Origin of the sequence: Pseudomonas cerasi, from assembly GCF_027983475.1 — a bacterium.
Taxonomy (GTDB): domain Bacteria; phylum Pseudomonadota; class Gammaproteobacteria; order Pseudomonadales; family Pseudomonadaceae; genus Aquipseudomonas; species Aquipseudomonas cerasi.
In genome coordinates this window covers 555,715-580,298 of the sequence record NZ_JAQJVM010000003.1, presented here as the reverse complement: position 1 = coordinate 580,298, position 24,584 = coordinate 555,715, and the positions used below count along the sequence as shown (strand labels likewise).

The 24,584-nt window shown below is 59.8% G+C and carries 25 protein-coding genes; 5 read left to right on the top strand and 20 right to left on the bottom strand.

Going from position 1 to position 24,584, the window contains the following annotated elements; translation table 11 throughout:
- Positions 1–18: 18 nt before the first annotated feature.
- Genes PI739_RS18785 through lexA form a run of 4 tightly spaced genes read right to left on the bottom strand, consistent with a single transcriptional unit; the run spans position 19 to position 5,771 of the window.
- Positions 19–3,114 (bottom strand): error-prone DNA polymerase, encoded by a 3,096-nt coding sequence (locus PI739_RS18785; protein WP_054081454.1) that lies wholly within the window; start codon positions 3,112–3,114, stop codon positions 19–21.
- Entirely contained in the window at positions 3,111–4,526 is a 1,416-nt protein-coding gene (locus PI739_RS18780) for a Y-family DNA polymerase (RefSeq protein WP_271352093.1), read from the bottom strand. The genes PI739_RS18785 and PI739_RS18780 overlap by 4 nt, the downstream gene beginning before the upstream one ends.
- Before the next feature lie 7 nt (positions 4,527–4,533).
- Positions 4,534–5,154: a translesion DNA synthesis-associated protein ImuA gene (imuA, locus tag PI739_RS18775; RefSeq protein ID WP_003434071.1), complete on the bottom strand. Its 621-nt coding sequence runs from the start codon at positions 5,152–5,154 to the stop codon at positions 4,534–4,536.
- Positions 5,154–5,771, bottom strand: coding sequence for a transcriptional repressor LexA (gene lexA, locus PI739_RS18770; RefSeq protein ID WP_032609584.1), 618 nt, complete (start codon positions 5,769–5,771; stop codon positions 5,154–5,156). The genes imuA and lexA overlap by 1 nt, the downstream gene beginning before the upstream one ends.
- Positions 5,772–5,952: 181 nt before the next feature.
- Between lexA and PI739_RS18765 the strand changes: the two genes are divergently transcribed.
- On the top strand, positions 5,953–6,948 hold the full coding sequence (locus PI739_RS18765) for an aldo/keto reductase (protein ID WP_003369523.1): 996 nt from the start codon (positions 5,953–5,955) through the stop codon (positions 6,946–6,948).
- 16 nt (positions 6,949–6,964) lie between these two features.
- On the opposite strand, the gene PI739_RS18760 is transcribed toward PI739_RS18765, so the two are convergent.
- Positions 6,965–7,651, bottom strand: a complete 687-nt coding sequence (locus tag PI739_RS18760; RefSeq protein WP_032609586.1) for a hypothetical protein — start codon at positions 7,649–7,651, stop codon at positions 6,965–6,967.
- 475 nt (positions 7,652–8,126) lie between these two features.
- Between PI739_RS18760 and PI739_RS18755 the strand changes: the two genes are divergently transcribed.
- The 3 genes from PI739_RS18755 to PI739_RS18745 are packed head-to-tail and all read left to right on the top strand — an operon-like array spanning position 8,127 to position 10,696.
- Positions 8,127–9,137, top strand: coding sequence for an aliphatic sulfonate ABC transporter substrate-binding protein (locus PI739_RS18755; protein WP_054081456.1), 1,011 nt, complete (start codon positions 8,127–8,129; stop codon positions 9,135–9,137).
- Positions 9,134–9,979: an ABC transporter permease gene (locus tag PI739_RS18750; protein WP_054081457.1), complete on the top strand. Its 846-nt coding sequence runs from the start codon at positions 9,134–9,136 to the stop codon at positions 9,977–9,979. The genes PI739_RS18755 and PI739_RS18750 overlap by 4 nt, the downstream gene beginning before the upstream one ends.
- Before the next feature lie 3 nt (positions 9,980–9,982).
- Positions 9,983–10,696, top strand: coding sequence for an ABC transporter ATP-binding protein (locus PI739_RS18745; protein ID WP_003369514.1), 714 nt, complete (start codon positions 9,983–9,985; stop codon positions 10,694–10,696).
- A gap of 6 nt (positions 10,697–10,702) precedes the next feature.
- On the opposite strand, the gene PI739_RS18740 is transcribed toward PI739_RS18745, so the two are convergent.
- Positions 10,703–11,782: a polyamine ABC transporter substrate-binding protein gene (locus PI739_RS18740; protein ID WP_003434083.1), complete on the bottom strand. Its 1,080-nt coding sequence runs from the start codon at positions 11,780–11,782 to the stop codon at positions 10,703–10,705.
- A 389-nt stretch (positions 11,783–12,171) separates the two neighbouring features.
- Here PI739_RS18740 and PI739_RS18735 point away from each other — a divergent pair, with 389 nt between their 5' ends.
- The gene (locus tag PI739_RS18735) at positions 12,172–12,438 is read left to right on the top strand and encodes a DUF1652 domain-containing protein (protein ID WP_003420677.1); all 267 of its coding nucleotides are present in this window, start codon (positions 12,172–12,174) and stop codon (positions 12,436–12,438) included.
- Between the two features lie 10 nt (positions 12,439–12,448).
- Here PI739_RS18735 and PI739_RS18730 read toward each other — a convergent pair whose 3' ends face one another.
- The 14 genes from PI739_RS18730 to PI739_RS18665 all read right to left on the bottom strand — a co-directional run bounded on the left by PI739_RS18730 (position 12,449) and on the right by PI739_RS18665 (position 24,568).
- Positions 12,449–14,941 (bottom strand): UvrD-helicase domain-containing protein, encoded by a 2,493-nt coding sequence (locus tag PI739_RS18730; protein ID WP_054081458.1) that lies wholly within the window; start codon positions 14,939–14,941, stop codon positions 12,449–12,451.
- 129 nt (positions 14,942–15,070) lie between these two features.
- Positions 15,071–15,994 carry a 2-dehydro-3-deoxygluconokinase gene (kdgK, locus tag PI739_RS18725; RefSeq protein ID WP_054081459.1) on the bottom strand — a complete coding sequence of 308 codons (924 nt, stop codon included), beginning with the start codon at positions 15,992–15,994 and terminating at the stop codon, positions 15,071–15,073.
- A 27-nt stretch (positions 15,995–16,021) separates the two neighbouring features.
- On the bottom strand, positions 16,022–17,224 hold the full coding sequence (locus PI739_RS18720; RefSeq protein WP_054081460.1) for an amino acid deaminase: 1,203 nt from the start codon (positions 17,222–17,224) through the stop codon (positions 16,022–16,024).
- Positions 17,225–17,240: 16 nt separating this feature from the next.
- Entirely contained in the window at positions 17,241–18,005 is a 765-nt protein-coding gene (locus PI739_RS18715; protein WP_003369500.1) for an IclR family transcriptional regulator, read from the bottom strand.
- Between the two features lie 82 nt (positions 18,006–18,087).
- Positions 18,088–18,474, bottom strand: coding sequence for a RidA family protein (locus PI739_RS18710; RefSeq protein ID WP_003369497.1), 387 nt, complete (start codon positions 18,472–18,474; stop codon positions 18,088–18,090).
- 40 nt (positions 18,475–18,514) lie between these two features.
- Positions 18,515–19,300, bottom strand: a complete 786-nt coding sequence (locus PI739_RS18705; protein ID WP_003345505.1) for an amino acid ABC transporter ATP-binding protein — start codon at positions 19,298–19,300, stop codon at positions 18,515–18,517.
- Positions 19,297–19,959, bottom strand: coding sequence for an amino acid ABC transporter permease (locus tag PI739_RS18700; RefSeq protein ID WP_003434088.1), 663 nt, complete (start codon positions 19,957–19,959; stop codon positions 19,297–19,299). The genes PI739_RS18705 and PI739_RS18700 overlap by 4 nt, the downstream gene beginning before the upstream one ends.
- Before the next feature lie 9 nt (positions 19,960–19,968).
- A complete protein-coding gene (locus PI739_RS18695) occupies positions 19,969–20,631 on the bottom strand; it encodes an amino acid ABC transporter permease (protein ID WP_003345502.1) in 663 nt (220 codons plus the stop codon).
- 63 nt (positions 20,632–20,694) lie between these two features.
- Complete coding sequence (locus PI739_RS18690) at positions 20,695–21,546, bottom strand: transporter substrate-binding protein (RefSeq protein WP_003416527.1); 852 nt, start codon at positions 21,544–21,546, stop codon at positions 20,695–20,697.
- A gap of 359 nt (positions 21,547–21,905) precedes the next feature.
- Positions 21,906–22,265, bottom strand: a complete 360-nt coding sequence (locus PI739_RS18685; RefSeq protein ID WP_003434089.1) for a hypothetical protein — start codon at positions 22,263–22,265, stop codon at positions 21,906–21,908.
- 48 nt (positions 22,266–22,313) lie between these two features.
- Positions 22,314–22,757, bottom strand: coding sequence for a hemerythrin domain-containing protein (locus PI739_RS18680; RefSeq protein WP_003369485.1), 444 nt, complete (start codon positions 22,755–22,757; stop codon positions 22,314–22,316).
- A gap of 115 nt (positions 22,758–22,872) precedes the next feature.
- Positions 22,873–23,298 carry a DUF3830 family protein gene (locus PI739_RS18675; RefSeq protein ID WP_044308181.1) on the bottom strand — a complete coding sequence of 142 codons (426 nt, stop codon included), beginning with the start codon at positions 23,296–23,298 and terminating at the stop codon, positions 22,873–22,875.
- A gap of 70 nt (positions 23,299–23,368) precedes the next feature.
- Positions 23,369–23,992 carry a glutathione S-transferase family protein gene (locus PI739_RS18670; protein ID WP_054081461.1) on the bottom strand — a complete coding sequence of 208 codons (624 nt, stop codon included), beginning with the start codon at positions 23,990–23,992 and terminating at the stop codon, positions 23,369–23,371.
- Between the two features lie 30 nt (positions 23,993–24,022).
- Positions 24,023–24,568 (bottom strand): GNAT family N-acetyltransferase, encoded by a 546-nt coding sequence (locus PI739_RS18665; protein WP_271352177.1) that lies wholly within the window; start codon positions 24,566–24,568, stop codon positions 24,023–24,025.
- Between the last annotated feature and the right edge of the window lie 16 nt (positions 24,569–24,584).

The window sequence follows — 24,584 nt, the reverse complement described above, 5'->3', positions numbered from 1 at the left end:
TAACCAACAATATGACTTTCACTGAAAATCCCGGCTGCGCACATCCAGCCCGGTGAGCAGCGGCGTGAGGTCGTACAGGCGTTGGGCAATCAGGTGCCGCACGCCGCTTTTCGATTCCAGTCGCCCGAACACCTGCAGCAATTGCGAGCCCACCAGCACCTTACGCTGACGCTCGGCCAGGTCGCGCCAGACCACGACGTTGACCATGCCGAACTCGTCTTCCAGCGTCACGAAGGTCACGCCACTGGCGGTGCCCGGTCGTTGACGGCCGATGACCAGCCCCGCCACGCTGAGGGTTCGGTCGTTCTCCAGGTGTAACAAGTCTTGTGAGCTGCGAAAGCGCTTGGCAGCCAGTTGCCGGCGCAGCAAGGCCAGCGGGTGCGGGCCCAGGGTAGTGCCCAGCGTTGTGTAGTCGGCCACCAGGTCTTCGGCCACAGTCGGCAGTGGCAAGATCACTTGGGTTTCTTCGCTGGGCAGGTCGTCGAACAGCGGGCGCTGGGCCTCAACCCCGGCCACTTCCCAGCGCGCCCGGTGCCGATGGCCGATCAGGCCGCGCAAGGCACCGGAATCCGCCAGTGCTTCGGCGGCGCGCGAGTCCAGTTCGGCGCGCAACGTCAGGTCCGTGGCATCGACAAACGGGCGTTTCGCGCGCGCGACTTCGATGCGCAAGGCATCTTCCTCACGAAAGCCACGGACCATGCGCAGCCCGAGGCGAATCGCCAGATTGCGTGTGCGGTCGGGATGATCGAGCGGCTCCAGCGAACAATCCCAGTCGCTGTAGCGCACATCCACTGGGCGGATTTCAATGTGGTGGCGACGTGCGTCTTGTAACAATTGATCCGGGCTGTAAAACCCCATCGGCCAACTGTTGATCAGCGCACAGGTGAACGCCGCCGGCTCGTGGCATTTGAGCCAGCAACTGGCGTAGGTCAGCAAGGCGAAACTGGCGGCGTGGGACTCGGGGAAACCATAACTGCCAAAACCCTTGATCTGTTCGAAAATCCGGTCGGCAAAGTCCGCTTCATAGCCTTTTTTCAGCATGCCCGTACGCAGCCGTTCGCGATGCGGCTCCAGCCCGCCGTGACGTTTCCATGCGGCCATCGCGCGGCGCAACTCGTCCGCTTCGCCCGGGGTGTAGTCGGCGGCCAGAATGGCCACTTCCATGACCTGCTCCTGGAAAAGCGGCACACCCAGGGTGCGCTTGAATACGGATTCAAGCTTGGGCGGATAGGTGACTGCCTCTTCGCCATTGCGCCGCCGCAGGTACGGGTGAACCATATCGCCCTGGATCGGCCCTGGCCGGACAATGGCGACTTCGATGACCAGGTCGTAGAATTTTTCCGGTCTGAGGCGCGGCAGCATGGCCATCTGCGCACGCGACTCGATCTGAAACACGCCGATGGTGTCGGCGCGGCTGATCATTTCGTAGGTTTTCCGGTCGTCGCCCGGCAGACTTGCCAGGGTCCAGCGTTTGCTCCGGTGCAGATGCACCAGATCGAACGTGCGGCGCAAGGCGCTGAGCATGCCCAGTGCAAGGATGTCGACTTTCAACAGGCCGACCAGGTCCAGATCGTCCTTGTCCCACTGGATGATGGTGCGGTCGGCCATCGCGGCGTTCTCCACCGGCACCAGCGTGTCCAGCGGGTGTTCGGAAATCACGAAGCCACCCGGGTGTTGCGACAGGTGCCGGGGAAAACCGATCAGTTCGCCGGTCAGCGCCAGCACGCGCTTGAGGATCGGCGTGTCGGCATCGAAGCCGTATTCGCGCAAGCGTTCAGGCGACGGCAATGAATCGCTCCAGCGGCTGAAGGCTTCGGCCAGGGCATTGATCTGGTCTGGCGGCAAGCCCAGCACCTTGGCCACGTCACGCATCGCGCCGGAGCCGTGATAAGTGCTAGCGACAGCAGTCAGCGCCGCCCGGCCCCGGCCATAGCGCCGAAAGATGTACTGAATGACTTCTTCGCGGCGGTCATGCTCGAAATCCACGTCGATGTCCGGTGGCTCGTTGCGCTCTCTGGAGATGAAGCGCTCGAACAGCAGATTGCTCTTTTCCGGATTCAGCTCGGTGATCCCCAGCGCATAACATACTGCCGAGTTGGCAGCCGAGCCGCGTCCCTGACAAAGGATGTGCTGGCTGCGGGCAAACTCGACGATGTCATGCACGGTCAGAAAGTAGCTGTCGAACTTCTTTTCCGCGATCAGCGCCAGTTCCTTCTCGACCTGCGCACGGGTAGCTGGCGTCAGCCCCTTCGGCCAGCGTTTTCGGACACCGCGCTCGGTCAGTTCACGCAGCCACGACGTAGGTGTCTGGCCTTTGGGGACCAGCTCGTGCGGGTATTCATATTTCAATTGTTTGAGATCAAACGTGCAGCGCCGGGCAATACGCACCGATTCGGCCAGCAGCCAGTCCGGGTAATGCTCGGCAAGCGCATCCAGTGGCCGTAAATGGCGCTCGCCGTTGGCAAACAACAGGTGCCCTGCTTCGGCCACGGTCGTGTGATGGCGAATGGCAGTCATGGTGTCCTGCAGGGCACGCCGGCCGCGTGCGTGCATGTGCACATCACCACTGGCTACTGCCGGGATACCCAATGATTGAGCCAGCGCCAGCAAGGCGGCCAGACGCTGCTCGTCATCCGCGCCGCGATGTAACTCCACGCCGAGCCAGAGGCGCTCGGCAAAGCGCTCACGCAACCAGCGGCCATGCGCCAGACAGGCTTGCGCGTCGCCTTCGATATCCGGCAGCCATATGGCCAGCAACCCGTCCGGCGAAGGCTCGAAATCTTCACGCAACAACCGGTATTCACCTTTTCTGGCTCTGCGGCGTGCCACCGTGATCAATTTGCACAGCGCCTCATAGCCTGTCTGGCTTTCCACCAGCAGCACGGCTTTCGGCCCGTTCTCGATGTGCATTTCGCTGCCGATGATCAATGGCAGGCCGGTGCTGATGGACGCCTGCCAGGCACGTACGATACCGGCCAGCGTGCACTCGTCAGTGATGGCCAGCGCCTGGTAGCCGTGGCGCAAGGCTCGTTCGAACAGCTCATGGGCGCTTGAGGCGCCGCGCTGAAAACTGAAGTTGGACAGGCAATGCAGCTCGGCGTATTCGCTTGTCATGCGAACCAGCCATGCAGCAGCAGTTCACCCTGCTCGCCCACGCTGCGATAGGCCCAGGCGCGCTGGCCGCTGGAGGTTTCGACCAGATAGTAGTCGCGACGTACATCGCCGCCGTCCCACCAGCCTGATTCGATTCGCTCGGGCCCCGCCACGATGCGCGTGGCATGAAGTGGCAGCGGCTGGGGTTCTCGCAGCAACCAGCCCGGGCGCGTACAACCCTTGCTCGGCAAGACCGGTTTGCTTGTGCTGTGCGGTTGCCAGGCGCATTCAGGGCGGTGATCGGCCTGAGCGCGTAAGCCATTGACCGACTCGTCGCCCAGACGCGCCCGCAGGCGCTCGCGCAGTTGCTCCCAGGGCAAGGTTTGCTGCACGCGCTCATCGAACAACTGACGGTGCGCCGGGACAAAATCCGGCAAGTCTCGCGCCAGCAGGCGCACGGCACGTACCGGCGACGCGACCAGCACCTGCTCCAGCCTGCCGCGGGCCAGTTCGAACAGCATCGAAGCATCGCGCTCGGCACTCAGCAGTCCGACGGGTACCACAGTCTCCGGACCTTCAACATGCTCCAGATGCAGGGAAAATCGCTGCACACCGCTGTCGCGTCCGGCCAGTAACAAGGCCAGATCGGCGATCAGCCGCTTGAGCGGAAACAACAGGGCCTGATGGGATTCGACATCGAAATTCAGCTCGATGCGTACATCGAAAAAATCCGGCGGCGTGTAGCATTCCAGCGCCACGGGGCGCTCGCCGAGCAAGGTGTCGAAATGCTGCAGCACGCTGGCCGGAAACCGCCGTGCCAGCGTATCGCGGGGCAGCGCCAACACCTGCCGCACGCTACGCAGCCCCATGCGCGTCAGGGCAGTAGCGGTTTCGCGGCTCAGGCCGATGCGTTCCAAAGGCATCTGCTCCAGACGGTGGCGCAATTCATGCGGACAGTCGATGCTCAGCCCGTCATGCATGTTGGCCAGCATTCGCGCGGCTATCGGGTTGGGCGCGACCACGATGCGATGGCGGAAACCCTGCGTGGTCAGCTCTTCACGCAAACGCGCCTCGAACACTGGCCAAGGGCCGAACAGCTTGAGGCTGGATTCGATTTCCATCAGCAGTACCCGCGGGTACTTGAGACTGACATTGGAGCTGAAACCGTAGGCCCAGGCCGCGAGCAGTTGCTGCAAACGCTCGATATCGGCCGGGTCATGCTCGATCGTGGTGAAGTTCGGCACCAGCGCCTGTGCTGCGGTCAGCGACTGCCCGGCTTTCAGCCCCAACGCACGCGCAGCCGGATTGACGCTCTGCAACACGCGACGTTGAGCGCTTCCGCTGATCAGCGCCAGCGGTTCATCGGGGTTGCCGTGACGACGCATGACGCCGTCCAGCGCCAGTTGCGGCAGCAAGACACAGGCCCAGAGCATAAGAACCTCAAGCGTCGGTCGGGAACGGAATGGGGAAAGGCGGCGCAAGTCCGCCCCGGCATTTGAGCACCCGCAACTGTGCCGGGCGGGTATCTATAGCTATGCGCAGGGCTGCGGGTGAAGGGTTGGCGGCGGCCTGCTGCGGGCGACAGGCAAAAGCCAGGGTCTGCCCGGTTTCGGCAGCCACCTGCAAGCGTCGCAGCGCACGGTCATCGACCATGCCGGGCCAGCACACGACCGCGCCACAACTGCCGGAACGCAGGCATTGCTCGGCGGCCCACAAGGCATCACGGGGACTCGCCTCGATTACCACCAACTGGCGCAGATCGACACCGGCGGCCAGCCAGGCCTGTGGGTACGGAATATAAGGCGGTGCGACCAGCACAATGCGCTCAGCGATTGCGGAAAGCCGTGCCAGGCTTGGCCACAGCAGGCGCAGTTCGCCGCTGCCATTGGCCGGAATGAGGATTTCAGTCAGGGCCGCTGCAGGCCAGCCGCCGGTGGGCAATGCAGCATCCAGCAACATGTGGCCACTGGGCTGCGGGCTGACCGGTGGCGCGCTCTGCTGGCGCCCTTTCCAGACCCTGCGCTCATCCAGCAAGGCATCCAGGCTGACCACCGCGCCCATCATTCGCGGCGCACCAGCCCGCAGAACACACCTTCGATGGCGAAGTCCTGATCGGGCGTGACGATGATCGGCTCGTAGGCCGGGTTGCGCGGCAACAGGCGCACCTGCTCGGCTCGGCGTTGCAGGCGTTTGATGGTCACCTCGCCGTCCAGCCGGGCAACCACGATCTGCCCGTCACTGGCCTGCGGGTTACGGTGCACGCCCACCAGATCGCCATCGAGAATACCGTCCTCGATCATCGAGTCACCCTGCACACGCAGCAGGTAGTCCGGCACACGGGTAAAGGTGCTGCGGTCCAGGTGCAGCGTGCTGTGTATATCGAGGTCAGGCCCGATAGGTGCGCCCGCCGCCACGCGCCCCAGTACCGGAATTTCCAGCAATTCGGGGAGTGGCTCACTGTTCAGCAGGCGAATGCCCCGCGCCTGATGCGCTACGACTTCGATCAGCCCGGCCTCGGTGAGGGCCACAATGTGTTTGCGCGCCACACTGCGCGAAGCAAAACCGAAAGCCTCGGAAATTTCCGCCAGGCTCGGTGATTGCCCCTGCTGCGCGATGCGATCGCGGATGAAGGTAAGGATGGCGCTGCGTCGAGGAGATAATGTGCTCATGGAGTACATTTGTACTCCACTGGTGATTTTGTGACTAGTACGGTTTGTCGGATTGACGCCGCACGCTCTCGCGCTTGGTGAACGTTAATTATTCGGATTTTCGCAACGGTGAAATAAGAAACACCAGGTTTATTGCGCCAGCCAAAGCGTAGAGACTTGATGGCTCTTTCAACGATCAGGAGCACTCATTGTGATCACGCGCCAATTGGGTCAACTCGGTCCGCACGTATCCGCCGTCGGGCTCGGCTGCATGGGAATGTCGGACTTCTACACCACCGGCATCGATGAAAAGGAATCCATCGCCACCTTGCACCGCGCACTGGAGCTGGGTGTCACCTTTTTCGATACAGCGGACATGTACGGCCCGCACACCAATGAAGCCTTGCTTGGCCGGGCCCTCGAAGGCAAGCGTGAAGGTATTTATCTGGCCAGTAAGTTCGGCATCGTGCGTGGCGACGATCCGCATGCACGTGGCGTCAATGGCAGCCCGGCGTACATTCGCCAGTCCATCGACGCCAGTCTGAAGCGGCTGAACACCGATTACCTTGATCTCTATTATCAGCACCGCGTCGACCCAAAGGTGCCCATCGAGGACACCGTTGGCGCCATGGCCGAACTGGTCAAGGCTGGCAAGGTTCGCCACATAGGCATCTGTGAAGCCAGTGCAGCGACCATCGAAAAGGCCCACGCGGTGCATCCGTTGGCAGCTGTGCAGAGCGAGTACTCACTCTGGTCACGCGATCCGGAACAGAATGGCGTGCTTGCCACCTGCCGTCGCCTGGGCATTGCCTTCGTGGCTTACAGTCCGCTCGGCCGGGGGTTTCTGACCGGTGAATTGCGCACCCCGGACGATTTCGCGGCCGATGACTATCGTCGCTTCACCCCACGGTTTCAGGGCGAAAACTTCAATCGCAATCTGCAATTGGTCGAGAAGGTCAAGGCACTGGCTACGGCCAGAGGCATCAGCGCGTCGCAACTGGCGCTGGCCTGGGTGCTTGCCCAGGGAGAGGACATCATTCCGATCCCGGGCACCAAACAGCGCAAGTACCTGGAAAGCAACGTGGCCGCAGCTTCATTGACGCTGAGTACCGATGACCTTGCCCAGCTGGAAGCGATTTTTCCGGCTCAGGGGTCGGCATCCGGCGAGCGCTATAGCGCGGAGTCGATGAAGTCCCTCAATGGCTAACGCTTGCGATTCGAGATCAGGTCGCCTCAGGGCAGGTCTCGGTGCCGTTGTTGAGGCCCTGTTTTTGATTCTTGTAATCGAGCGTGGCCTTGCCATCGACCCATTTCAGGGTGACGACAATCACTGAGTCGAAATCATCGTTCGTCCAGTCATCCAGCAGGTTAGTGCTCTTGCCGGACGCTTCTTCAGCAACCTTGTTGATCAGCTCCGGCAGGTAGCCATGCGACCAGGCGGTGTAGATAACTGCGTTGTGGTACTTGTCCCGCATCAGCTCATCGGCCAGGTCGGCGGTGTCGTTGGCACCAAAGTCGAGGTTGACGGGCAGACCCAGTTTGATTGCGCTGGGCCCTACCGTCATCAGCGGACGCACGTAGCTGTAGGACTGATCGCCCTCACCCTCTTCCACATGTCGGCTCGGATTGGCAGCGAAAATGAAGTCAGCCTTGCCGAATTCCCTGGGCAGGACTTCCGACAGTTCTATCGCCCTGTTGAGCCCCTGACAGTTCAGTTGCCCCAACCCCATGGCCGGTTTTTCGGCATGCCGAAGGAATACCAGTGTCTGGGTGCCATTCTTGGGCTCTGCATGCACGCCTTTGCCCATGGTGAACAGGGCCAGGGCCGAAGCCACCAGCAAGGAGGGGAAGAAGCACCACGCAAGACGGCGCTGAAGTCGGGTGATGGAAGGCATTTTCGGCATATTCATTATTTTCTGAGTCCGGTGCGCATTTGAAAGGGGACAGCCATCTGGCTGGTGCGAATACGCAGGCTTGTGCAGCTCGCCCTGGAAATTTCTGCGGATCAGTCAAACAGGGTCACGCGCGAATCTTAGTGCGCACATGTTTCGAAATTAAGAATGTGGACGATTAAGAGTGTCAAAAAACGATTCTGTTGCAATACCGGCAAAAAAAATCGTCTGACAAGCAGAGAAAATGTCAAAAAATCGTCGAAAGATGGGTCATCAGACCGACTGTTTGCCTCGCAACAGCCATTCAACAGACCGCTGTCAGATCAACATCACGGACGTCGAAAAACCGCGTAAAGCCCCGGAATTCAAGCCCCTGCTGTTTGGCATAGAGCGTGCAATATTCCTGTTCTGAATTTCACGCCCTGCGAACTGCCTGTTTTGGAATATACCAGCCGATCGCTGCGGCTCTAGTTTTCCTGACCTGGATGCCACTATGCCACAACCCTCCGTTTCCTTTCGGTTGCCGTCTCCCCGTGCGCTGATTCGCTGGATGGCCAGCACCTGCGTATTGGCGTTGAGCCTCAACGGCGCGGTGCAGGCCGCCGAGGCCGTACCTGCCGAAATCCGTCTGGACTATGCCTACTATTCGCCGGTCAGCCTGGCGCTCAAGCATTTTGGCTGGCTGGAGAAAGCCCTGCCGGAGGCGAAAGTCACCTGGGTGTTGAGCCAGGGCAGCAACCGCTCGCTGGAATACCTGAACAGTGGCAGCGTCGACTTTGCATCGTCGGCCAGCCTGTCTGCGGTGCTGGCCCGGGCCAATGGCAGCCCGATCAAATCGGTGTATGTCTACAGCCGGGCAGAATGGACGGCTCTGGTGGTGCGCAAGGATTCTCCCCTGCAATCGGTTGCCGAACTCAAAGGCAAGAAAATAGCCGCCACCAAAGGCACCGACCCTTATCTGTTCACCTTGCGCGCGCTGCAGAAGGCCGGGCTGAAAAAGGATGATGTCGAGTTGCTGCACCTGCAGCATCCCGATGGACGCATCGCACTCGAAAAAGGCGACGTAGATGCCTGGGCAGGGCTTGACCCGCACATGGCGGCCAGTGAAATACAGTCCGGCTCGCGCCTGCTTTACCGCAACAAGGACTTCAACAGCTATGGCGTACTGAGCGTCACGGAAACCTACGCCAGGGAACATCCACAGGCGATCAGAACAGTATTGAGCGCTTATGAGCAGGCTCGGGAATGGGCAGTGAAAAACCCTGACGAGCTGGCCAGGCTGCTGGCGACCGAGTCGGGTTTGCCGCTGGAAGTCGCCAGGCTGCAATTGACCCGCACAGACCTGAGCAACCCGCAACTGAGCGCGAAAGACATGGAAGCGTCCAAGGCAGCGGCGCCGATTCTGGTTTCCGAGGATCTGGTGCGCAAAGGCGTCAATGTCGAGCAGGTCATCGATCAACTGATCACGCCTGAGTTCTCCAAAGCCGTGATCGCCACTCCATGACCAGCAGGGACAAAGCGTTGTCTGCACCTGCGCAGGCAACACCGGACAAGTCGCAACCAACGCTTTGGCAGCGCTACCGAACGCCACTCAAGGGCCTGGTGGTGCCGGCGGCGATCATCGTCCTGCTGGAAGTTATCGTCCGTATCGGCTGGCTACCTGCCTACCAGATGCCAGCGCCCAGCGAGATCGTGCTGACCCTGCGCGATCTGGCGGACGGTGCGTTGTGGAAGCACATCAGTGCCAGTTTGTTGCGTGTGCTCAGCGGCTTTGTGATCGGCGCGAGCCTGGCCCTGGTGTTTGCTGCGTGGGTGGGGCTCAGTCGTGAAGCAGAGGCGTATCTGGAGCCGACGTTCGCCGGGCTTCGCTCCATTCCAAGCCTGGCTTGGGTGCCGCTTCTGCTGTTGTGGCTGGGCATTGGCGAAACATCGAAAATCGTGCTGATTGCCATCGGCGCGTTCTTTCCGGTCTACCTCAACGGCGTGGCCGCGATTCGAGGCATTGACCGAAAGCTGGTGGAAGTCGGCCAGATGTATGGCTTGAGCCGCTATCGCCTGACCCGGCGCATTCTTCTGCCCGCCGCCCTGCCCGGCCTGTTTACCGGTTTGCGCAACGGCATGAGCCTGTCGTGGATGTTTCTGGTGGCCGCCGAGCTGATCGCGGCCACCAAAGGCCTGGGCTACCTGCTCAGTGACGGACGCGAAACCTCGCGCCCGGACATCGTGCTGGCAGCCATCATCGTTCTGGCCACACTGGGCAAACTCAGCGACGGTCTGCTGGCAAACCTGGAAAAACGCTTCCTGGCCTGGCGCGACACATTCAACGGGCAAAGCCGTGAGGGTTGATAGATGCCGGAATCACTGATGGACATACGCGTCGACCACAAGGCATTTGCGGGCAATACCGTACTGCACGGCATCGATCTGTCGCTGCAGTCGGGGGAAATCGTCAGCCTGCTGGGCCCCAGCGGCTGCGGCAAAAGCACGCTGCTGAGAATTGTCGCCGGACTGGAGCAGGATTTTCGTGGCTCGGTGCGGCGCATTCAGGGCGAAGTGGCGTTCGTGTTTCAAGAGCCGCGCCTGATGCCCTGGCTGACCGTCGCACAGAATATCGGTTTCAGTGATGATGACCGCTACGACCGCCGCTGGGTCGGTCAATTGATCGAAGAAGTGGGCCTTTCCGGTTTTGCCGACGCCTTGCCCAAAGCGCTGTCAGGTGGCATGGCGCAGCGTGTGGCGATCGCGCGCGGCCTGTATTCGCACCCGGCGGTGTTGCTGCTGGATGAACCGTTCAGCGCAGTCGATGCGTTTACCCGGATGAAGCTTCAGGACCTGCTGCTGCAACTGGCTGCGCGCCATGCCATCACCCTGTTGCTGGTGACCCATGATGTCGACGAGGCGTTGTACCTGAGTGACCGTGTTCTGGTGATGGGCAGCCGTCCCGGCACAATCACCCACGATTTGCCGGTCGGGCTGCAGACACCGAGGGATCGTCGCGATCCGCTGCTGGCGCGATTGAAGGCTCAGGCGCTGACCGAGCTGCAGCAGGCCCATGTCATCTGAACAGCGTTACCTGCCGGCCCTGAATGTGTCCCAGAGCTTCTCGCGCAACGTATTGATAGTGTCCGAGACCTGAGACATCACGAACAGGCGGCTCAGCATGTCGGCGTCCGGGTACACCGTGGTATCGGTCCACAGGCCGGGACCGATCAGCGCGTCGGCCTTTTCATTGCCATTGGCGTAATGCACCGTATTGGTGATGTTGGCGATCACTTCGGGGCGCAACAGGTAATTCAGAAACGCGTAGGCACCCTTGGTATCGGTGGCGTCAGCCGGTATGGCGACCATGTCGAACCACATGGGTGCGCCCTCCTTCGGAACGACATAATCGATGGTAAAGCCATTGCCTTCTTTCTGCGCCTGCTCCTGAGCCTGGGAAATATCCCCGGAATAGCCCACTGCGACACAAATACTGCCCTTCGCGAGGTCGGCGATGTAATCGGCAGAGCTGAAATTGCGTATGTACGGCCGTACGCTGTCCAGTACCGCCTTTGCCTGACGGTAGTCGTCAGGCACTTCACTGTGCGGCGGCAAGCCAAGGTAATTCAGGGTGATCGGCAGAAGAGCCGGTGCGCTGTCGAGAAATACGACACCGCATTGGGCGAGTTTTTTCATGTTTTCCGGCTTGAGCACCAGATCCCATGAATCGAGCGGTACATCCTTGCCGAGGATGGCCTTGACCTTGGCTACGTCATAGCCGATGCCGGTACTGCCCCACAGATAGGGGAAACCATGCTGATTACCGGGGTCACTGCCCTCCAGCGCCTTGAGCAGGACCGGGTTGAGGTTTTTCCAGTTAGGCAATTGACGCTTGTCGAGGGTTTTGAGCAGCCCGCTCTGGATTTGTCTTCCCATGAAATGAATGGACGGAAAAACCACATCGTAGCCTGAGTGGCCGGCCAGCAGTTTTGCGTTCAGCGCCTCATTGGTTTCAAAGGTTTGGTAAGTGGTCTTGAAGCCGGTGGCGGCTTCGAAATTCTTCAGGGTGTCCGGCGCTATATAGTCCGTCCAGTTGTAGATATTGACCGTCTCCGCCGCGTGACTGGTGGAGGCCAGCAACACCAGTGCGGCAAGGGATTTTCTCAGCATGTGCAGTTCCTCGGGTCAATAGCGACAGCTTGCCCCAGACCCGGCACGAAAACCATCCTCGTCACGGCAAATTCAGTCCGTTGAAGGACTTGCGGCAGCGGCTCGGCAGATGCATGGAGCGTGCCCATTAATACCTTCGAATGACACCGGTCATATAATTGATTTTTTTATGCTGCGTCATAAAAAATTTTTCCAGAACGGCACTGGCAAATGCTATTTTCAGTATTCGTCAGACCGCTCAGCGATCCTGCTGGAAAGCAACTTGACCGACCGATGATGCGTACTGCTGGTCATCGTCTCGTCATCATGGCTTTACCGGACGCATTCTGGCTGTCTGCCTACCCATTGGAGCAAGGGAAGTGCTCGATTGATTCAGGTGGGCCATCGTCATGACTAAAGTCACATTCCCCAATGCATGCCAACTGATGCGCTGGCACTTCCATCCCGTGGGCTTTGAAGCCTCGATGGATGCGCCAGGGAGCATGATTGCGCGACTTTTCGACCGTGCCAGCGGTGAGACCGTGGTCGCCATTGCCGGCCTGCCTTGTTCTACCGTGATGAATGCCGCAGACGTGGAGCGCATCATCGAAGCGATCGAGGACGAGCTGGAGTTATTCGGCACTCAGACGCAACGACAGATCGCCGGTTTCATCTGACATGAACGCCTCAGCCAGCACGAACCCTGTTACGCAGGTCTTCGAAGAAAGGCTTGTCGCGGGCAATCCTGTCTGACGCTTTGGGCATCTGAACTGCTTCTCCCGAACTGGCGCTTTCATCGATATACCAATAACAGTGCCGCGCCGAGCGAGTAATGGCGACATAGGCCAGACGCAAGACTTCATCCTTCTGTGCTGTATCGAATGGCTGAAGATCACTCGCATCACCCAGCCCTGCCAACCGGTAAACCTGATTCTTGTATGGCGAGACGGTCAGATGCTGACAATCGCCCAGCAGAAATACGGCATCCGCCTGCAAGCCCTTGGAACTGTGGTAGGTCAGCGTTCGGATGCGGCGATTCTGCGCGCCATTTGCCGAATCAGCGTCGATCAATACCTGCAGGCGCGTCGAGAAACGTGCCTTCTCGCTGCCCTTGCGGTACAGCAGCAGGATCGAGTCGCCATCGTGATAGTGCTCGGCGACCCGCTCGGCAAGCTCGTCCTCATCGCGATCCAGTACCTTGACCGGCAGCAGCTCCTGGAGCGTGCCACTGGCGCGGGCCTTCTTGCCGGGGATAGCCGGGGCCGCACGGACGATGTGCTCGGCGGCGTCGATGATGTGCTGATGACTGCGAAAATTGTCGCTGAGCATGACCCTGGTGGTCGCCGGGGAGGAAAACTCCTTTGCGAACTCCATGAAGTATTTCGGTGAACTGCCGCGCCAGCCGTAGATCGACTGCCAATCGTCACCGACACACAGCAACGATGAGTGCTGAGCGATGCGGCCGGTGTGCGATGCCGGACCACGACGCCTGATTTCGCGCAGGCTGGCGCGTAGCCATGAAACGATCTGCGGCGAGACGTCCTGGAACTCGTCGATCATCAAATGCGCCAAGGGTCTGAGCATCGGGTCACTGACGTGCTTGAGGTTCTCGGGAGACGTTTCGCCGAACAAGGCAAACATGCGGTTGTAGGTCATGATCGGCGGCGATTGAGCCAGCAGGTGCGTTTCGAAGGCTTTCCAGAACAGGCTGAGCGCTTCGAAGAAGAAACGGTCCGGGTCATCGCTGGCAAAACTCATCTCGGATACAGCGCTCGGCACATCCAGCCCGAGGTTCTCGATGAAGCTGGCAGCCGTGACAAAACAGTCCAGCAAGGGTGCCGCACCGAGCTCGCCCTTGACCCGGTAATCGAATCCAGGTCCCGCGACGGCATCGCCTGCCAGGGATTGCAAAACCTGATTGGCTGACTGGTAATTATCCATCCATATCAAAGGCTTATTGCAGAAAGCTTGAAACAGGGTGCGCTTTATGACGCCCTCTGCCCACACCGGTAACTTGGCGCCAGGGCGCTTGAGTTGCTGGTCCTCACTGGCGTCGAGACCCAGCACAACCCAAGCATCCAGCTCAGCGATATAGCCGTGAAACGAAAATGAAAAACCATTTATTTCAACAGCTTGGCGCATGGGCTCAATGCCCTTTATAGGCCAGGCCCCGGCGCGGATCCACAAGTCTTCAACGGTGTCACACCACTCTTCATCGCGTTTCGAGGACAATTCGGTCACGGCGACCCGTTTCTGCACATCAGGGTGATCGCGGTCCAGTTCCTTGAGCTGCAGGGCATGGCGATACAGCGGCGCCATGACTTCGCGAAAACGCTCATTGCCAGCGTACAGATCGCGATAGCAGAGATTGAGTTGCTGGCGCTGCGCATCGTTGATCCGCAAGTCGAAGGGGTTGCTATCCGCCTCTTCCAGACCGGAAGACTGGCTGCTCAGGTTCTCGAACGCGCGCAGCTGCTCAAACCCCGGCAGACTGCGCACCAGCGGCAGAATGCGTGAATGGAAGGTGCGCACTACCTCGCGCGCCTGCTTTTGCTCCAGCGCATGCCCCCAGAGGGCCATGATGTCGATCAGTTTGCTGATGAAGTCCTTGCGCGACTCGCGGGTGAAGGTCACCACCGTCATGGCGTTCAGTTCGAAGCCCAGGTAGTGATGCAGCAGCAGAATCCGCAGTACCAGCGACGTGGACTTGCCCGCGCCCGCTCCGGCAATCACGTAGGTAGACGGCGTGTCGCTGAAAATCATCTTCCACTGTGCCGTGCTGGGCTGGGCATGTGCGGGGAGCTTTTCGGCGACATCGGCCTTGATGCGCTTTTTCAGTTCAGGCGTGAGTGCCAGTCGCCAGTCATCGAACAGATGATCATCGACCTTGGGGCCACGATGCCGTGCTGGCCGGGTATCGCTGATGACCAGTACCTGACGGCCCGACTCCTGGCCATCCAGATAACCCTCTTCATAGCCTTCACGCACGCCTTCGATGTGGCCGTTCAGATAACCGTCGGCATGCCCCTGCGACCATGAGGGCGCGTGCTGCGAGCGCAGTCCGGTAAGACCACGCCCCATCAGCCGCGCCAACAGGCGTCGAAAAAACGGCAATTGCCGGGGCGGTACAAGGTCGACATCCAGGTCATGAGGAAGCGCAGAAGGCAGGTCGTCAGGCACGCAGACTCCGGTGGTGGGCTCGCAGGCGAAAAGGTCGCCTATGGTGGCCGGATTTTCGCGCGGGTTCCAGCGAAATGCTTGTCTGTCAGTGTGTTAGCCGATCAACTGCATGTTCTGTGGCAAGTGCTATCAGACTGGCATGACCGACTTGGGCACCAGCGCGCCTGGGTGCTGGATCACGATACTGGCCAGACGATGCCCTGCTTCCGCCGCCTGCAGCGGGTGGTCACCCGTGAGCCGGGCCGCGAGATAGCCGGCACTGAAGGAGTCACCCGCTGCCGTGGTGTCGACCACACGCTCGACCTTCTGCGCTGCGATGTCGAAACGTTCGCCGCCGGCTTCGACGAGGCAACTCTGCGCGCCACGCTTGACGACGATTTCACCGATGCCGCGCCCGCGATAGGCGGCCAGCAGCTGTTCGCTGTCGGCATAGCCATACAGTGCCTGCTCGTCGTCTTCGGTCAGCAAGGCCAGATCCACATGCTGCAGACACGCACGGTAGGCTTCGCGGGCTTGCTCGACACTGGCCCACAGACGCGGACGATAGTTGTTGTCGAAGGCGACCCTGACTCCGCGCTGACGCGCACGCGCCAATGCCTCCAGTAGTTTGGCACGCCCCTGCTCGCCAAGCACTGCCAGGGTAATGCCGCTGAAATACAGCACGTCATAGCTGGCCAGCGCTGCCAGGATCGGCTCGGCCGCCGGGGTCATGAAGCAGTCCCGCACGGCAGCTTCGTTGCGCCAGTAGAGAAAGCGCCGCTCACCATTGGCATCGGTCTGGATGCAGTAGAGCCCCGGCAAGCGTCCGGGCAGGCGCTGCACCTTGCCCAGACCGATGCCCTCGTCCGCCCAGATCCGGCACATCGCGTCGCTGAAGCTGTCGTCACCCAGTGCCGTAACGTAGTCGACCTTGGCCCGCTCACCCAGCAATCGGGAAAGGTAGACCGCCGTATTGAGTGTGTCGCCGCCGAAGCTCTGGCGCAGACTGCCATCGGCATGTTGTTGCAGTTCGATCATGCATTCGCCGATCAGGGCGACCCGTGGAAGGCTCATGTGACGATACTCCTGCAAATACTTTGACTAGAAATATGTACTGAAAGACTCGATCACGCGCAGGTCATTATCCACCAGACAACCTGAACGCCACTTGTCGAACGTCAGACACGGGTGCGAGGTGCCGAAGGAAATGATATCGCCGACCTTCAACTCGCATCCGGGTGCAACCGTCATGAACGCGTGCTGGTCCATAACCGCCGTCACCTTGCAGGCGCTCACATCGTCGCCAGCCGATTGCACGCCTGGCTTGTAACGCAGCAGCGGGTTGGGCAACCCGGCGTCGTAGGCAACATCGCGCTTGCCCATGGCAATCACTGCAAAGCCCGGTTCCGGCAGGGATTGCACATGCGCCCAGACCTCCAGGGCCGGGCGCAGTGCTTCGCTCAATTCGGCGCGCCGATCCAGCACGCAGCACTGCGCGTCCTTGTAGATGCCGTGGTCATGCACCACATAGCTGCCGGGCCGCAGCACGCTGAGGAAGCGCTCGCGAACAGACTGGGCATCGAAGGCTTCGGCGATCAGGTCATACCAGGCCGAGCCGGAGGCTGTGACGATCGGGCGATCCAGGGCGAAGGCGCCCTTGTCCTGCAGGTCGACAGCCAGGCGCACCAGCGATGCGGCAAAGGCCTTGATGCCTTGGATGGCGTGGTCGCCGTGGATGACGCCCTCGTACCCTTCAATGCCGGTCAATGCCAGCGCCGGCTGTGCCAGAACAGCGTCGGCCAGCGCCAGCACCTGCTCTTCGCTACGGCAGCCGCAACGCCCGCCAGGTACGCCGTATTCGATCATCACGTTCAAACGCAGGCCACGCGCAGCGAAAAACTCGCCCAACGCAGCGACATTGTCTGGATGGTCGACCATGCAGTGAAACTCGAACATGGGATCAGCCAGCATGTCGGCAACGATTGCCATGTTCGGCGCACCGACCAACTGGTTGGCCATCAGCACCCGGCGCACGCCATGCGCATAAGCGGCCTGCGTCTGGACCGCCGTGGCGAGGGTCATGCCCCATGCGCCTGCGTCCAGTTGCTGGCGAAACAGCGCGGGCACCATACTGGTCTTGCCGTGCGGTGCCAGCTCTGCACCGCTGTCGCTGACAAACTGCTGCATCCAGCGAATATTGTGTTGCAGCGCCTGATTATGAATTACCAGTGCGGGCAGGCTGACATCACTGACCAGGCTGTCACCCGGCTGCGCAGTACCCTTGTCCATTACGGCGGTGCTCATCGGTAATCTCCTGCGGTTATTCATTGATACGGCGAGCCAGGCCATTGGCGCTTTCGATCAGCACCCGCCGATAGTCATCGTAGTGGGTCTTGGCGTCGGCACGCGGCGCGACGATGCACAGCGTGGCGATGCACTGACCGTGTTCGTTGTTCACCGGAGCGGCGAAGCAGTGGGTGAAGGTGTCAGCCACGCTATTGAAGGAAAAGAAGCCCTCCTCGCCGGCCTTGCGGATTTCCCGAAGAAAGGTCTCCAGCGGCAGACGTTCGCCCCCCGGCAGAATGAAGTCGTCGGGGTCGATCAGGTCGATGATCTGCTGATCGCTCAGGTGACTGAGCAACAGACGTCCGGACGCCGTCCATGGGATGGGCGCGTTCTCGCCGATGTCCGAAGAAATCCTGAAATGACGCTCACCCTCCTTCATCAGCGCCACGGTGTATTTGCGACCATTGAGCAGGCACATCTGCGCAGTTTCCCGCGTCCGGCTGACGATCTCGCACAGGCAGGCCTCGGCCTCGCGAGTGAAATCGAAGTGCCGCAAGTGTGCCTGCCCCAGAAAATACAATTGACGGCCCAGATAGACATGCCCGTCCTTGCCCACCGTCTCCAGAATCCGCCGCTCCAGCAACGATGCCACCAGCTCGTAAACCGTCGATTTGGGGCTGCCGATCCCGCTGGCAATCTCATTGGGGCGCATGGGCCTGGCCTTTTCCTTGAGAAAATCCAGGATATCGAACGCCCGGTCCAGTCCACGTGCCCGGCGCTTGATAGTGTCTTCGGTCATGAGATTCGTTCCTTGGGAAAGCGGCAAGCCAAAAGCCTCAGGTGATCGGGCTTCCGGCTTGCAACGTGTAGCTGTACGTGTGCTATTTGCGTTTGTAGGCAATACAGTCGATTTCGACCTTGCAGTCGACCATCATGCTGGCCTGAACGCAAGCGCGTGCCGGCGCATGCTCGGGGGTGAAGTACTCACCGAATACCTTGTTGAAACTCCAGAAGTCCCGCGGGTCCTCCAGCCATACACCGACCCGGATCACATCCTTGAGCGCATAACCGGCCTCTTCAAGAATTGCGATCAGGTTGCGCATGGTCTGGTGCGTCTGCTCGACGATGCCGCCGACGATGATCTCGCCATCCAGCGCAGGTACCTGGCCGGAAACGTGCAACCAGCCGTCAGCCTCGACGGCGCGAGCGAATGGGCGTGGCTGGCCGCCTCCTGCTGTGCTGCCTGCGCCATAACGGGTAATAGTCATGAGTTTTTCCTTGTCTTGAAGCATTGGACGTAGTGAACGTTTAAAAACGGATGTTCTTGAGAAACTCGCTCAAGCGCGCCGACTTCGGCTGCTCGAACAAGGCCTTGGGTGGCCCCTGCTCTTCGATGCGGCCCTGATTCATGAACACGATCTGGTCCGACACTTCGTAGGCGAAACGCATTTCGTGCGTCACCAGCAGCATGGTCATGCCCTCCTCGGCCAAGTCCTTGATGACGCTCAGCACTTCGCCCACCAGCTCCGGATCGAGTGCCGAAGTGACTTCGTCAAACAACATCAGGCTGGGGTTCATGGCAATGGCGCGGGCAATCGCCACACGCTGCTGCTGCCCGCCGGACAACTGACCGGGGAAGTGATTGCGCCGCTCCAGCAGGCCGACCCGGTCCAGCCACTTTTCGGCCAGCGCAACGGCTTGATCCTTGGGCATCTTCTTGACCTTGAGCAAGCCCAGGGTGACGTTCTGCAAGGCGCTGAGGTGCGGAAACAGGTTGAATTGCTGGAAGGCCATGCCGGTCATTGCCCGGTGTTGCGCGATCAGACGCTCCGGATGGCGGGTGCGCTTGCCGTCTACGTTGCTGTAGCCGATGTCCTGCCCCTCAAGACGGATATGCCCGCCCTGAAACTCTTCCAGCAGGTTGACGCAGCGCAGCAAGGTGGTCTTGCCCGAGCCGCTGGAACCGATCAGGGTCACGACATTGCCTTTCTGCATGCGCAGATCGACGCCCTTTAGCACCTCCACTGCGCCGTAGGATTTATGCAGGCCCTCGATGCTGAGCAGCGCCGGGCCGGGGTTATGAGTCTGTGTCATGGCAATGCCACCCGTTTTTCGATTTGCCGCCCAAGAAGCTCGATGGCGTAGTTGATGAGAAAGAACAGGAAACCTGCAAACAGGTAGAACTCCAGGGTCATGAACGTGCGCGCGATCACCTGCTGGGTGCTGAGCAGCAGTTCAGCCACACCGATCACCGAAAGCAGCGTCGACGCCTTGACGATCTCGGTCGAGGAGTTGACCCAGGTCGGCAGGATCTGGCGCATGGCCTGAGGCAGCAACACATAGCGCAGCGACTGGCCGAAGCGCAGACCGATGGCCTTGCCGGCTTCCAGTTGGCCACGGGGAATGGCCTGCAGGGCGCCGCGCACAATTTCCGAAACGTGAGAGCCGCAGAACAGCGTCAGGCCTATTGCGCCGGCCTGAAACGCGCTGATCTGCCAACCCAGCGCCGGCACCATGTAAAAGACCGCCAGCACCAGCACGAACACCGGAGTCCCGCGAATCAGATCCACATAGAGCCGGATCGGCAAGCGCGCGAAAAAACCGCCGTAGGTCAGCACCAGACCGGCCAGCATGCCGATCAGCGTACCTGCGGCAATCGCCAGCGCCGAGCACTGGATACTGGTCAGAAAACCGGACCAGAGCACTTCCCGCGCATTCCACAATTCCTGCAGCCAGCCAGGGGGTTGATACATGACAGCCTCCTAGCGGCGAATCGCCAGACGTTGTTCGAGGGTGCGCAGAAGCAGAGCGATCACGTAGCAGGCCACCACATAGAGTGCTGTGGTCACCAGCCAGGTTTCGATCACCCGGTAGCTTTCGACGTTGATCTTGCGCGCGTAGTAGGTCAGCTCCGGCACGGCAATGGCGGCCGCCAGCGAGGTGTCCTTGAACAGCGAAATGAAGTTGTTGGAGAGCGCCGGCAATACATTGCGCAACATCACCGGCACGATGATATAGGCCCGCACCTGCCATTCACCCAGGCCGATCGCCAGCCCCGCTTCACGCTGCCCTTTATGGATGCTCAGCAGCCCGGCACGGAATACTTCGGTCAGATAGGCACCGGCGTACAGCGACAGCGTGACGATGAATGACGCCAGCTTGTCGAGTCGAATGCCCAGCCCGGGCAACGCGAAGTAGATCAGCAGGATCAACACCAGGATCGGCGTATTGCGTACCACCGTTACATAGATCGACGCGACGATACGCAACGCCTTGTAACGTGACAGCAGCGCAAATGCATTCGCCAGCCCGATCACACAACCAATCGCGATCGAGATCAGGGCCAGTTCCAGGCCAAGGCCCAACCCCGCCAGAAGGCTGGGGAAGTCGCGCCACACGGCATCAAAATTCAATTGGTAATTCATGCTTGCCCGTACCTGACAGGGAAAGCCCGAGGGCCTGCCCTGCCGCTGAAGGTCAGAGTGGACTTATTTGTATTCCATCGGAAAGCCGATTGCAGGCACCGGCAGATCGACACCGAACCACTGCTTGAAAGACGCCGCGTAAGCCGGGAACTCGACACCGGTCATGGCTTCATGCAACGCGGTGTTGACGAAGTTCAGCCAGTCCTGATCGCCACGCTTGACCGCGCAGGCATAGGTTTGCGGGCTCCAGGCAAAGGCAGGCGAACGGTAGCGACCAGGGTTCTGCACCATCAGGTACTTGACCGAAGACTGATCGGTGGCCGCTGTATCGGCACGCCCGGAGTTGATCGCCTGGTACATCAGGTCGACGCTGTCGTACTGATCAACCTTGGCTTTGGGCAGTGCCTGATGCACCAGTTCCTCGGCGTACACGTTTTGCAGGACGGCCACGGTCACATCGTCACCTGCTGCCTTCAGGTCATCGATTTCCTTGTACTTGCTATTGGCAGGCAACAGCAGCGCCACACCCTCGCGGTAGTAGGGCAAGGTGAATGCCACCTGCTGTGCGCGACTGGCGGTAACGGTGATGAACTGGCAGCTGATGTCGACCTTGTCGGTCAGCAGGTTGGGGATACGTGCATCCGAGGACTGCACGACAAATTCCACCTTGCTCGGGTCATTGAACAGGCCTTTGGCGATGATTCTGCCAATGTCGATATCGAAGCCCTGCAACTTGCCGTCCGCGCCCTGAAAGTGCCACGGGGCATTGGTGCTGCCCGTGCCTACCACCAGATTGCCACGTTTCAATACGGCATCCAGCTTGCTGCCTTCGGCTGCCTGCACCGTATTGGCCAGCATGAATGAAGCTGAAAGAACAAAGGCACAAGCTTTCACAAAGGAAGGTCCGCGATGCATGACTTAAACTCCGCCGAAGTATTCGTTATTCCGCTATAGCGGATACAGGTATGTAACAACGGAATAGACAGCAGAAAGTGTGCCACAGAGGACGCGCGGAGAACACCGCATGAAAAAGTCGAGATAAATCAACAGACTGGAATTTTGGCTTGGAGCGGAGACGCGGGGGCGCATTGCGCAGGTAACGCTACCGATTGCCATATCTGAGTGCCAGGGCCCCACTCTTGTGCATAGGCGCTGTTATCGGGCGTGGAGTATCGACCCGGTCAAGCCCGAAGCATGAGTGGGCGCACGCAACGCGTCCAGAACGGCATTCCCACGCGGGCGCATGGGAATGAGAGGTGTCAGTGTGAAAAGACTTAAAGGCAGGTAGCAATGGCCGCAGAGCGCAATGCGGCCTGAGCATCGCCTTGCGGGGCATAGAACTCAACGGCAGTGGTCGGGCCCTTGCCGCGCACGTCAGCGAAGTAGGTCGACTCAGTGGTAAACACGGTAAAGCCGCCGCCGGAGAGGTCATGAAGGAACACGTCAGAGGACGTGCCGAACATGGCTTCGTTCTGCCAGGTCACCTGAATGCACTGGGCAACGGCGGCATCCTGCTTGGTGCTCGACAGGACCTTGTAGGGTCCTGCGGCACGTGCAGAACTGGAAGGCGCTGCACACCCGGTCAATAAGGTTGCCGCAATCACCGTCGCGCTTGTCAGAAACAGAAACTTCATGTCATGCCTTCGCTGATAAAAAGCCGATTCTAGCACTGCACAGCGCTATCAACCCTCAGCCAATTGCTCTTCGTATTCCTTCACGTATTCGCCGGCCAGACTCTGTTTCTGCTTTTCGTCGAGCAATTTGCCCGCCATCTGGAAGAACTTCTGCTCTTCTTCTTTCAGGTGGTGGTGCACTTTTTCCGACAATTTTTTCGCAGTGGCCAGCCAGGCCGGGCTCGACATTTCAGTTTCATCGAGCTCTTCCATCATCTCGTCCATCTCATGATGCTCGGAAATGGCGTGACGGCTCAGGTCCACGCCATTGTCGTGGGCCATCAGAGGAATGTAGAAAAACCGTTCTTCGGCCGTTTCGTGGGCCTGCAGTTCTTCCTTGAGCTGTTTGTAGGCCTTCTCGCGCTCGGCGCTGTCGCCACTGGTCTGGATCAGGGCATCAGCGTAGCTGCGTTGACGGTCATGGCTTTCGCGCAGGGCTTCGAAAATATTCAAGGGCGTGTCTCCAGGTCGGCTTCCGGGAGCTGGAAGCATCGTGGACTAGACCCCTGGCGAAGATCAGCAGTTCCACCAAATACTGGCAAATGCCTATCGCGCAATAACGGCAGACTCAAGCAAGCTCGAAAACCACATCCTGAGCGCCCTCCCAAAGCGTCTTCACGCCCAGCTTGCGCAGGTTTTCCTTGCCCTGAGTGATGGTCAGAAAATGGTTGCCCGCCAACTGCCCCATCTTGCTGGCGAAACAGCACGAACCGTAGGCAAGGATAATCTCGGTTTCGCTGTAACCGCCCGGGTAGAAAAGAATGTCGCCCACCGAAGGATGGCTGGTTGCGTTCTCGAAACCGATCAATGCGTCATCCAGCTTGAGCTGATAATCATCCAGCGGCACCCAGCAGCCCTCGCCGCTCCAGCGTACATGGATGAATTTCTGCCGATAAGGCAGCAGCTTGAGAAACGCTTCCACCGTTTGCGGCGCGTCCGGATGGGTTTCGGCGAGAAACTCGTATCCGCCCGCGGTGATTTTGATGGTGGTCACTTCAACGACTCCTTAACAGACAACAAGGCTCAGAATGGTGCCCAAGGATAAACGCGAGCCCGACAAGCCGTCACGGAGTTCCGTTACGCCCATACAGAAGGTAGCCGGAGCGATGGCTCAGGCGTTCGTAATACGCATTGACGGCGGGCAGGTCGGGATGCTCGAGAGGCGTCTCGAACCAGCGATTGACTGAAAGACCGATGGGGATGTCAGCCAGGGTAAAACGCTCGCCGCAGACATAGGCGCCAGTCTTTTCCAGTTGCCTGTCGAGTATTTGCATATGCCTGGCCCACTGGGCACAGGAAGTGGCTATGGCGACAGGGTCCTGGTGCTCGCTCGAGCGTCGCACCAGTGACATGAAGGCATAGCTCCATGATCTGTTCAGATCCGAGCCTTGCCAGTCGATCCACTGATCGGCCTGCGCTCTGGCACGTGGATCCAGCGGATAAACAGCGTCGCCAGCATAACGGTTGGCCAGATAGCGAACGATGCTGTTGGACTCCCAAAGCACGAAGTCATCATCCACGATAACCGGCACCATGGCATTCGGGTTGAGCGCGACAAACTCGTCCGTGTTGGCAGGTTTGAAGCCTGACCCCCAGTCTTCCTGAGTGAAGGGTATCTTCAGTTCCTCGCAGGTCCAGAGTACTTTTCGTACGTTGATCGAGGAGGTCTTGCCCAGTATGCGCAGCATTCAGCGTCCTTGTTGCACAGCAACGTCGTGTCAGTCAGTGGTCATCAGCGATTTGGCAAACAGGTGATTCTCATGTGTCTCGCCCTGAAACACATAGTGCGGAGCACCTTTCAATTCATAGCCTTGACGAGGGTAAAACGCCAGCGCGCGCGGGTTGCCAACCCAGACCGTCGCCCATAATAGCGAGGCGTGACGGCTTGTTGCACGCCGCTCGGCGGCTTCGAGTAACAGCCGCCCTGCTCCACGCCCTGTAAAACGTTCCTGCACATAGAGCCGTTGCAACTCGGCAGCGGTCGATACGCCCAGCATTGCATGATCGGTGCGCAACGCGACCTGAGCAAAGCCAATCAAATGCCCTTGCGAATCCGCAACGATGATCAATGTCGTCGGCTCGATGAGCAGTTGTGCGAAGTTCGCAGGCGAGAAAGCTTCCAGCGCTTCGCGGGCGATGGATTGTCGAATGCCCTGCGTTGCGTAGGTGTCGAGAAAAACCTGCATGCCGAGCGCCGCAAGGCACAACGCGTCCGCAGAGGCAGCATCACGCAGGGTAATGGTCATTGAAGAGGGGGTGATCATCAGACGATGGATTCCC

Excerpts from the sequence above, each read along its gene's own strand:
- PI739_RS18785 (WP_054081454.1), bottom strand. The coding sequence starts at position 3,114 with ATGACAAGCGAATACGCCGAGCTGCATTGCCTGTCCAACTTCAGTTTT.
- PI739_RS18780 (WP_271352093.1), bottom strand. The coding sequence starts at position 4,526 with ATGCTCTGGGCCTGTGTCTTGCTGCCGCAACTGGCGCTGGACGGCGTC.
- imuA (WP_003434071.1), bottom strand. The coding sequence starts at position 5,154 with ATGGGCGCGGTGGTCAGCCTGGATGCCTTGCTGGATGAGCGCAGGGTC.
- lexA (WP_032609584.1), bottom strand. The coding sequence starts at position 5,771 with ATGTACTCCATGAGCACATTATCTCCTCGACGCAGCGCCATCCTTACC.
- PI739_RS18760 (WP_032609586.1), bottom strand. The coding sequence starts at position 7,651 with ATGAATATGCCGAAAATGCCTTCCATCACCCGACTTCAGCGCCGTCTT.
- PI739_RS18755 (WP_054081456.1), top strand. The coding sequence starts at position 8,127 with ATGCCACAACCCTCCGTTTCCTTTCGGTTGCCGTCTCCCCGTGCGCTG.
- PI739_RS18750 (WP_054081457.1), top strand. The coding sequence starts at position 9,134 with ATGACCAGCAGGGACAAAGCGTTGTCTGCACCTGCGCAGGCAACACCG.
- PI739_RS18745 (WP_003369514.1), top strand. The coding sequence starts at position 9,983 with ATGCCGGAATCACTGATGGACATACGCGTCGACCACAAGGCATTTGCG.
- PI739_RS18740 (WP_003434083.1), bottom strand. The coding sequence starts at position 11,782 with ATGCTGAGAAAATCCCTTGCCGCACTGGTGTTGCTGGCCTCCACCAGT.
- PI739_RS18735 (WP_003420677.1), top strand. The coding sequence starts at position 12,172 with ATGACTAAAGTCACATTCCCCAATGCATGCCAACTGATGCGCTGGCAC.
- kdgK (WP_054081459.1), bottom strand. The coding sequence starts at position 15,994 with ATGAGCCTTCCACGGGTCGCCCTGATCGGCGAATGCATGATCGAACTG.
- PI739_RS18720 (WP_054081460.1), bottom strand. The coding sequence starts at position 17,224 with ATGAGCACCGCCGTAATGGACAAGGGTACTGCGCAGCCGGGTGACAGC.
- PI739_RS18715 (WP_003369500.1), bottom strand. The coding sequence starts at position 18,005 with ATGACCGAAGACACTATCAAGCGCCGGGCACGTGGACTGGACCGGGCG.
- PI739_RS18710 (WP_003369497.1), bottom strand. The coding sequence starts at position 18,474 with ATGACTATTACCCGTTATGGCGCAGGCAGCACAGCAGGAGGCGGCCAG.
- PI739_RS18705 (WP_003345505.1), bottom strand. The coding sequence starts at position 19,300 with ATGACACAGACTCATAACCCCGGCCCGGCGCTGCTCAGCATCGAGGGC.
- PI739_RS18700 (WP_003434088.1), bottom strand. The coding sequence starts at position 19,959 with ATGTATCAACCCCCTGGCTGGCTGCAGGAATTGTGGAATGCGCGGGAA.
- PI739_RS18695 (WP_003345502.1), bottom strand. The coding sequence starts at position 20,631 with ATGAATTACCAATTGAATTTTGATGCCGTGTGGCGCGACTTCCCCAGC.
- PI739_RS18690 (WP_003416527.1), bottom strand. The coding sequence starts at position 21,546 with ATGCATCGCGGACCTTCCTTTGTGAAAGCTTGTGCCTTTGTTCTTTCA.
- PI739_RS18685 (WP_003434089.1), bottom strand. The coding sequence starts at position 22,265 with ATGAAGTTTCTGTTTCTGACAAGCGCGACGGTGATTGCGGCAACCTTA.
- PI739_RS18670 (WP_054081461.1), bottom strand. The coding sequence starts at position 23,992 with ATGCTGCGCATACTGGGCAAGACCTCCTCGATCAACGTACGAAAAGTA.
- PI739_RS18665 (WP_271352177.1), bottom strand. The coding sequence starts at position 24,568 with ATGATCACCCCCTCTTCAATGACCATTACCCTGCGTGATGCTGCCTCT.